Source organism: Aeromonas sp. R3-1 (genome assembly GCF_040908345.1).
Classification (GTDB): Bacteria; Pseudomonadota; Gammaproteobacteria; order Enterobacterales; family Aeromonadaceae; genus Aeromonas; species Aeromonas veronii.
The window spans coordinates 1-8,560 of the sequence record NZ_JBFODN010000254.1 but is presented as its reverse complement, the minus strand read 5'-3'; the positions used below and the strand labels follow the sequence as shown (position 1 = coordinate 8,560).

Sequence of the window (8,560 nt, the reverse complement as noted above, 5' to 3'; positions counted from 1 at the left end):
GGAGCCTGCTCTTGGCGAGTAGCACCCTAGCGGGTCGCCAGCACCAGTGGCAGGGATCGCAAGATCTGCCGCTCCGCCAGGGTCGAGAGGATAAACATCACCATATAACCGAGGCCCAGCGCCACGATAATCGCCACCACATTGGCAGTGAATTCGGCCACCAGATAGTAGGCGGCGACCAGCGCCACTATGCCCGCCAGCCGGATCAGCAAACTCTGGGTAAAGTGACCGTGAGCCTTGATATAGGCGAGCTGATAGCCGTTGAGCATCATAAAGATAAAGAAGATGGAGAAGTGGAACAGCACAGGCACCGCCCCCACGTAGTCGGCGGGGAAGAACAGCAATACCAGCGGCTTGCCCGCCAGCAGCATCAAACCAAAGAAGGCCAGACTGACGATGGCGGAGAGCCGGAAGATCCAGCGGCGTATCATCCTGATCTGACGGTGATCGCCGTTGCGCAGATTGACCGCCAGCTCAGGCAGCACAAAGCGGTAGATGGGGAAGACAAACAAGGTGGTCATATAGGTGAAGATGGGGCGCACCACCACCTGAAAATCCCCCAGCTCGTCGATGCTGAAGTGGCGGATGGTGAGCAGCACAGTGATGTAAATCATCAGGATACTGGCTCCCGCCTCCAGCGAGGCGGTAAAGCTCTTCTTCACATAGCTCACCATCTCGGGGCCGAGCGCCACCTTGGCCAGCGGCCTGGTGGCGATGGCCCGACGGCGCGAAACATACATATAACCGGCGATGGCGAGCGAGGAGAAGGTCAGCCCGTAGAAGAGCGAGGCAAGTGCATCCATCCCCAGCCCGAAGTAACAGGCCATAAACAGCAGACCGTTGGCCAGCGGCTCCAGCCAGGTGACCCGGTTGGAGAGCGCATACATCCGGTACATGGCCACCAGATTGGTGAAGTAGACCTTGAGCCCCAGCCCGAAGATGACCCCCACCAGTTGCAGATACTCCACCCGGATATGGAGCCCGTGCTTGATATAGGGGATCACCGCCCCCCAGGTGAGCAGCACGATGCCGATGAGGAAGTAGCGGAAGATATTGATGATGTCCCGATCGTTTTTGGTCTGGGAGTAGCTCACCACCATGGATGAGCGAAAACCTGTCATCAGGATAAAAGAGAGGGAGATCAAATCCACCACGCTGTTGAACAGCGCCAGCTCCCCCTTGGCGACCCACTGCGCCAGCCACACCTTGAAGGAGAAGCCGATAACGATGCTGACCAGCGAGGCCCACATCCCGGTGATAAAGGCCTGCTTGAGGCGCGCGAGAGAGGCGTATTGCATAACGAAAATGGATAACTTTCAGGGAAAAGAGAGAGGGCCATCTTATGAAAGCCCACCCCCCTTGAACAGCGTTAATGCCACGCACTCACAGCCACCAAAAAAATCGCAAACGCAAAACGCCCGCTTATTTCCTGAAAGCGGGCGTTTTGTGGTGTGCCGTTATGGCTGCTGATTGCAGCAATGGCACGGCTTGCAGGCTCTCTGCCACGCAGCGGCTATGACTGCGGCACCGCCTTGATAAGCGCCTCGTAGTGATCAATCAGCTCGGGGCCGTGCAGCGGTGAGTCGTGACCGCCAATCACCGTCTTGATCGGCAGCTTCATCGCTTTCAGCCGCTCGATGGTCTGCGGATACGCCTTCACATTGGCAAAGCTCAGGTTGCCCAGCTTCTCCTTGAGGATGCAGTTGCCATAGAGCACCTGCTCGTCGGGGAAGTAGACAAAGATGCCGTCCGGCGTATGGGCCGGGCCCGCATAGAAGGCGCGCAGCTTGCCCTCTTGCAGCGTGAAGTCGCCATCGTGCACCACGTTGGGCAGCACCAGCGGCAGATCCGGATACTCCGGCAGCCCCTTGCGGGTAAAGGCGACAATCTCGGCCCAGTCGCTCTTCATCAGATCCCGGGTCTGGCGCGTCGCCACCACCTTGGCCCCGATGGACTTCCAGTAGGCGTTACCGCCCGCCCGGTCGGTGTGGTAGTTGGTGTTGATCACCTCCAGCACCGGCTTGCTGCTGACTCTTTTTATCAGCTTGTGCAGCTCTCGGGCGGTATCCGGCGTCCAGGTCGCCCCCACTACCGTCACCCCCTTGGCCCCGAAATAGACCATGGAGTTCTCTTTGACGTAGTAGTTATCCTCCACCACATAGACAGGGCCGCTCACCTGCTTAAGGGAGATCCCCGCCGCCCGCACGCTGCCACCCCAGAAACTCGCCATCAGCACCACGGCCCCGGCCAATGTGCACTTCATCCAACCTTTCATCATCTTGCTCCCTCGAACCAACCGCCCCCTCGCCACCACTGTGGCAAGCCGGGCCTTTTAAGCAGTGGGCAGAAGATACGGGGGATTTGTGAGGGGAAAATGAGGTTGTGTGAAGAGAAGGTGAAGTCTGGGAAAATTCAGAAAAATCAGGGGGGAATCGACGATGAGCCACGACCAATATGGCGATTGACGGTGCGGGAAGTGGAGAGAGGTAAAGGCTCAAAACACGCAATCAGCGCCTTGATGTAGGGACGATTAGCGCAGCGTAATCGTCCGTTTACCGCGATCGCCCGAATACTCTTAACTATTGGGTACATAACCTTATTTCTGCGAAGTTCAGCACACTCCATGACTTCATACGAGACTCATCAGGCAGTAGACTAAGTCAACTTTGATGGTGCAGCCCTGTTTATCTTAAGTGGAGTATTAATATGTTCAACGGAGTTCGTGTTTTCGATACTGTTTTAGATGGTAAAAATACAAGAGATATGGTTTCAAGAAACTCAGCTGATTTTTGGAAACCATTTTGTAAATCAGCAGGATGGAACTTTAATTATGAGCGGATCCATTCATTAAACGACCTTAAGTATTTTTTCTCAAAAAAAATCAAAGAGGATATTATTATCTTTTCAGGGCATGGTAATGAAAATGGCTTCTATTTTTCAAATGGAGATTGCCTTGATAAAAATACAGATACTTTCATTCCAGAAAAAAACCATGGAAAAGTAATTATATTTTCATCATGCCTAATTGGAAATAATGAGTGCACTTCCAAAGCGTTAAAAGCATTTTTCTCCGCAGAAGCTCTTTTTTCATATCGGCACCTTATGTCAGATAGATTCTGCTTTTTAAATGAATCCATACTACTCTCCTCTATAGAGCATAAGTTCAACCGAGGTAAAAATAGCTTTACAGAAAACGACTTTAGGGAGTTTCAGACTCAGACTAATTTTATGAAAAACATGAATGAAAAACATGTGAAACTACATCCAATGGTTATGTTTTAAACCTTAACGCCATCTATTAATTAATTTATTTCAAGATGATAAAAAACACCCACTTGTAATACAGGTGGGTGTTTAGACCGATCATCATCGGACACGTCAAAATATTTAACTCACAACAACAATCAAACCAACGGTGGCGTCCGCGGCGGCACCCTGCGCTTGCTGCCGGTGGACTCGAAGGCCGAGGCAAAGCGCAGCAGGTTGTTGTCGTCATAGGCGCGACCGGCGAAGGTCAGCCCCACCGGCATACCGATATCAGCCATCACCCCCATGGGGACAGTGACGGTCGGCACGCCGAGGTGGCGAATGGCGAGGTTGCCGTTGGCAACCCAGATGCCGTTGCTCCAGGCGATATCGGCGGAGGCCGGATTCACATCCGCATCAGCCGGGGCGACGTCGGCAACGGTCGGGAACAGCACGGCGTCGAGCTTGAGCCCGTCCATCCAGTCCTCCAAGTCCAGCTTGCGGGTCTTCTCCAGACCGCGCAGGCCGTCCTGCACCGATGCAATCTCGTCAAAACGCTTGAGGCCGCGCTTGGCCATATTGACGTACTCGTCCATGCCCGCCGCCAGATCGCCCTCGCGGTTAGGCAGGGTGCCAGGATCGTGGGGGAAGATCTTCGGCCCATCGACATCGGCCAGCTTGTTCAACTTGGGATCGCCGTTGGCGCGCAGGAAGTCGTCGAACGCCCAGCCGGAGAGCTCCCACAGCTCGTCATTGAGAAACTCCGGGCTCACGATGCCGCGATTGAACACGGTCGGTGCGCCGGGTCTGTCCCCTTCGCAGTTGGAGACCAGCGGGAAGTCCACTTCGATAACTTCCGCGCCAGCGGCTTCCAGCGCCTTGCGCGCATCTTCCCAGAGGGCAATCACGGTCTCGCGGGTATGGATGCGCTGACCGGTCGGGCCGCCGATGCCGGGGTTTTCGCTGGTGCCAGCCAGTTCATCCTTGTTGATAAACATGCGCGGCACGCCGAGGCGCTTGCCCTTGAGGGCATCAGGCTTGGCAGCCAGCTCCAGATAGGAGGCCGGACGCACCTCGGAGGCCTTGGGCAGTTGCACCCAGGGCTGCATGCGCCACAGATCGCCACGGGTCTCGGCATCGTCAGCCACTACCACGTCGAGCACTTCCAGCAGGTCGTTCATGGTACGGGCATAGGGCACCACCACATCCATGGTCGGAGTCAGCGGCCAGTTGCCGCGCACCGAGATGACGCCACGGGACGGGGTGTAGGCGCACAGGCCGTTGTTGGAGGCAGGGCCACGGCCACTCGACCAGGTCTCTTCGGCCAGACCAAAGGCGGAGAAGCTGGCAGCGGTGGCGGTACCGGCGCCGTTGGAGGAGCCGGAAGCAAACGGCGCGGTCAGGTAGTCGGCGTTGTAGGGGCTCTCGGCACGGCCATAGACGCCGCGCTGCATGCCGCCATTGGCCATCGGCGGCATATTGGTTTTGCCAAGGCAGATGGCACCGGCGGCGCGCAGGCGCTCAACGGTAAAGGCATCGCGCTGGGCCACCAAATCCTTGAAGGCCGGGCTGCCGGAGGCGGCAGTCAGCCCCTTGACCAGATAGCTGTCTTTGGCGGTGTAGGGGATGCCATCGAGCGGCCCCAGGGTCTCGCCACGGGCGCGGCGGGCATCAGAATCTTGCGCCTCTTTCAGCGCATCGGGATTGGCGACCACCACGGCGTTGAGTTTGGTGGCAGTCTCGGGGCCGTTGTAGGCCTCGATCCGGGCCAGATAGGCCTTGACCAGTTCGACCGCAGTAGTGCGGCCTGATTCGAGCGCGGCACGCAGCTCGGCAATGGAAACCTCGGTCACTTCGATCATTTAGGATCTCCTGTAAAAGGGTGACTGTTTGTCATGATGATCGCCGCATCAGCGCCTGCGACCATCACACTATCAAGGGATAAAACCCCACGGCGTGGGGTTTTGAATACTCACCGGAACCGGTTCTTATTTGCCGGAAGGGATCTGTTGGGTAATGCAGTGGATATTGCCACCGCCCAGCAGGATCTCGCGGGCCGGTACGCCGACCACGGTGTGCTCCGGGAAGATCTCTTCCAGAATGCGCTGGGCTTCGCCATCGGTGGCGGCATCCAGCAGCGGATAGACGATGCGATCGTTGGTGATAAGGAAGTTCACATAGGAACCAGCCAGACGGCCTTCTGCCTCGCGCGGCACACCGGTACCGCTCTCGACACCGGCAGACTCCTCTTCGGTGCAGAACAGCGGGCCCGGCTGGGGCAGCTTCCACACTTTCAGCTTGCGACCCTTGGCATCGACCGCCGCTTCCAGCACCTTGAGGGCGGCCACGGAGCGGGCGTACTGGGGATCGTTCTGATCGTCAGTCCAGTGCAGGGCCACTTCACCCGGACGCACGAAGCAGCACATGTTGTCGATGTGGCCGTCGGTTTCATCCATGTAGACGCCTTCGTCCAGCCAGATAAAGCTGGTGACACCCAGATAGTCGCGCAGGTAGGCTTCGATCTGCTCTTTGGTCAGGTGCGGGTTGCGGTTTTCGTTGAGCAGGCACTCGGCGGTGGTCAGGCAGGTGCCTTCGCCATCGACGTGGATGGAGCCCCCTTCCAGAATCAGCGGCGCATCGTAGCGAGCCATGCCATGCTGGGCAAGCATCTGGGCTGCGACCTCTTCATCCTGATTCCACGGGTAGTAGAGACCGCCCTTGTGACCACCCCAGGCGTTGAAGCCCCAATCCACCCCACGGCACTCGCCAGCCGCGTTGGTAACGATGGTCGGGCCGGTATCGCGGGCCCAGCAGTCATCGCTGTCCATTTCGACCAGAGTGACGTGGGCGGGCATGATGGCGCGGGCCTGCTCCATAAACTGGGCCGGAACCCCCATAAAGACCGGGGTGGCCCCACCGATGGCATCGGCCACCTTGGCGAAGGTCTCTTGCGCGAAGCGACCGGCTACGCGCCAGTTGTCCGGGCGAAACGGCCAGATCATCCAGACGGCCTGCTGGTGCGCCCACTCGGCGGGCATGGTGAAGCCGTCGGCGGCCGGCGTGGAGTTAATGGTCTTGATGCTCATCGCAAGGCTCCTTGCATGGATTGAGGCCCCCGTTTACGCCCGATGCGGCGCGGGAACCCGGAAAAATAAGAGTGGGTCGCAGATTAAGACGTTGCGCCCCCATCCATCAAATGAATAGGATGGATTGTCCCATAAACACGGCGAATAATCCCTCCCATGAAACTGCACCAGCTCGACCTCAATCTGCTGCTCGCGTTTGACGCCCTGATGACGCAGGGCAGCGTCACCCGCGCCGCCGAGACGCTTTTTATCAGCCAGCCCGCCATGAGCCACTCCCTTAACCGGCTGCGCACCTTTCTCGGCGACCCGCTTTTGGTGCGCACTCCGCAGGGGATGCTGCCGACCCCGCGCGCCCAGCGGCTGCATCTCGGGGTGCAGCAGGCGCTGCGGCTGCTGGAGCAGCAGCTCACCGAAGAAGAGGAGTTCGAGCCAAGCCAGTCGAAGCGACGCTTCGTGCTCTGCACCACAGATTACGTGGAGTGCGTGCTGATCCCGCCGCTTATTCAGCGGCTCAGACGGCTGGCGCCGGGGGTCACCATCGAGATCCGCATCCTGCGTGACACCCTGCCAGAGGCCGAACTGGCAAGCGGCGAGATCGATCTGGTGCTGGGCTTTGACGAGTACATGCAGGTGCCGGGGTATCTCGGCAAAGAGACCTGGCTCACCGAGCCGCTGGCCGGGCTGGTGCGCGCCGATCTGCCCATTGCCAAATCGGCCCCCGCCGGGGCCGAGGATGACCCCTCCCAGTGGCAGGAGCGCATCACCCTGCAGCAGCTCATCGCCATGCCCCATGTGTTCCATTCGCCGCTCGGTACCTCGGAGGCGAGCCTAGACCGCTATCTGAAGAGTCAGGGCTTTAGCCGCACCATCTCGGTCAACAGCCAGAGCTATATGTCCGCCGCCGCCATCGTCAGCCAGAGCGATCACCTCTTGGTGCTGCCCAGCATGGTGGCCGAGCTGCTCGCCACCCACTGGCCGCTGAAAAGCCTGCCGCTGCCCGAAGATGTGCCCGACTACCACCTCAACTGCGTCTGGCATCCCGTGCATGCCCAGCAACCGGCGCTGGTGTGGCTGAAGGATTTGATGAAGGAGCTTGTTGGCCGACCATGATGCCCAAACCAAACCTCGATCAATTCCCTCTCCCTCCGGGAGAGGGTTAGGGTGAGGGCTGCTCCTGCTCCCTCCCCCCTCATCCCCAGCCCTTCTCCCGCAAGGGGAGAAGGGAGCCGTTACGCTACCACTTGCAGCATCGCTGACAACCATTCAGCCAGTCTGCCAGCTAGTCGATTCCCCATACATGCAAAAAGTTACCGTCATCTTCCTATTACCCAATCCAGCTTCCCCTGCTCAAATCCGGCAACGAACACAGTGATGATCAGCCCAATCCCAACCACAACTCGATCTGTACCCTCTCCCATTGGGAGAGGGCTAGGGTGAGGGGACGCAATACCCAACCGGTAAACAGATGGGAAGCTGGCTATATCTATAAGGCGATACAGAGTGGGAGCAATTAATGGAGAGCAACCGTGTTGCCAAGCGGCTGAGACGGGATGCCACGCAGGCAGAGCAGAAACTGTGGCAACAGCTGCGCAATCGCCGTCTGGCGGGGCTGAAATTTCGCCGCCAAATGCCCATCGGCCCCTATGTGGTGGATTTTATCTGCCTTGAACAGGGATTGGTCATCGAAGTGGATGGTTCGCAACATGGAACACAAACGAACCAGATGCATGATGAGGCTCGGACAGCCTATCTCAATCAGCAGGGATTTCGGGTGATCCGAGTGTGGAATAACGATGTACTGGGCAGGCTCAACTCCGTGCTGGATTTTATCCTGTTCTCATTACGTCAATCCGATTGACCCCTTCCCCTCAATTCAAAAAGCAAAAACGGAGAAGGGGACACCCTATCCACTGACTATTTTTAGGCTATGTCCCAATTACGTGTTGCATGGGGCGCCCCAGCGCCTCATGCAAACATGTTTTGATATTTACGCCTTTTCCGTAACGCTCCAGCATCCGGCGCCAACCCAAGTAGTTCTTCAGGTAGCGCGTCGCCACGTCATGGAACCGCTCCATCCACTCTTTCAACCGATGGTGATATCCGTTCACATGCTGGATGTGATACGCACCGACTACCCGTTCGCCTTGACGATTGCGCACCACCTGATGGGTTATACCCTGTTCCTTGCTGAAACAGGCATACACACCCGCCCCATCGCTACACAGCAC

8 protein-coding genes are annotated in these 8,560 nt (G+C 57.8%); 3 read left to right on the top strand and 5 right to left on the bottom strand.

From position 1 onward, the window contains the following. Positions 1-26 precede the first annotated feature (26 nt). Both AB5Y85_RS17480 and AB5Y85_RS17475 read right to left on the bottom strand, forming a co-directional pair. Positions 27-1,298 (bottom strand): hypothetical protein, encoded by a 1,272-nt coding sequence (locus AB5Y85_RS17480; RefSeq protein ID WP_368221873.1) that lies wholly within the window; start codon positions 1,296-1,298, stop codon positions 27-29. 215 nt (positions 1,299-1,513) lie between these two features. Further along, a complete protein-coding gene (locus AB5Y85_RS17475) occupies positions 1,514-2,278 on the bottom strand; it encodes a CphA family subclass B2 metallo-beta-lactamase (protein WP_368221872.1) in 765 nt (254 codons plus the stop codon). Positions 2,279-2,706: 428 nt separating this feature from the next. On the opposite strand from AB5Y85_RS17475, the gene AB5Y85_RS17470 reads away from it, so the two are divergent. Further along, positions 2,707-3,282, top strand: a complete 576-nt coding sequence (locus AB5Y85_RS17470; protein ID WP_231560921.1) for a hypothetical protein — start codon at positions 2,707-2,709, stop codon at positions 3,280-3,282. A 122-nt stretch (positions 3,283-3,404) separates the two neighbouring features. Here AB5Y85_RS17470 and AB5Y85_RS17465 read toward each other — a convergent pair whose 3' ends face one another. Both AB5Y85_RS17465 and aguA read right to left on the bottom strand, forming a co-directional pair. Further along, on the bottom strand, positions 3,405-5,108 hold the full coding sequence (locus AB5Y85_RS17465; protein ID WP_257687828.1) for an amidase: 1,704 nt from the start codon (positions 5,106-5,108) through the stop codon (positions 3,405-3,407). 126 nt (positions 5,109-5,234) lie between these two features. After that, complete coding sequence (gene aguA, locus AB5Y85_RS17460; protein ID WP_257687827.1) at positions 5,235-6,332, bottom strand: agmatine deiminase; 1,098 nt, start codon at positions 6,330-6,332, stop codon at positions 5,235-5,237. A 156-nt stretch (positions 6,333-6,488) separates the two neighbouring features. On the opposite strand from aguA, the gene AB5Y85_RS17455 reads away from it, so the two are divergent. Together AB5Y85_RS17455 and AB5Y85_RS17450 are read left to right on the top strand one after the other, a co-directional pair. Beyond that, a complete protein-coding gene (locus AB5Y85_RS17455) occupies positions 6,489-7,442 on the top strand; it encodes a LysR family transcriptional regulator (protein ID WP_257687826.1) in 954 nt (317 codons plus the stop codon). A 403-nt stretch (positions 7,443-7,845) separates the two neighbouring features. Further along, positions 7,846-8,190 (top strand): endonuclease domain-containing protein, encoded by a 345-nt coding sequence (locus tag AB5Y85_RS17450; RefSeq protein ID WP_047438610.1) that lies wholly within the window; start codon positions 7,846-7,848, stop codon positions 8,188-8,190. 67 nt (positions 8,191-8,257) lie between these two features. On the opposite strand, the gene AB5Y85_RS17445 is transcribed toward AB5Y85_RS17450, so the two are convergent. Continuing rightward, on the bottom strand, positions 8,258-8,560 hold a 303-nt coding region (locus tag AB5Y85_RS17445; protein ID WP_368221869.1), incomplete at its 5' end, for an IS1595 family transposase.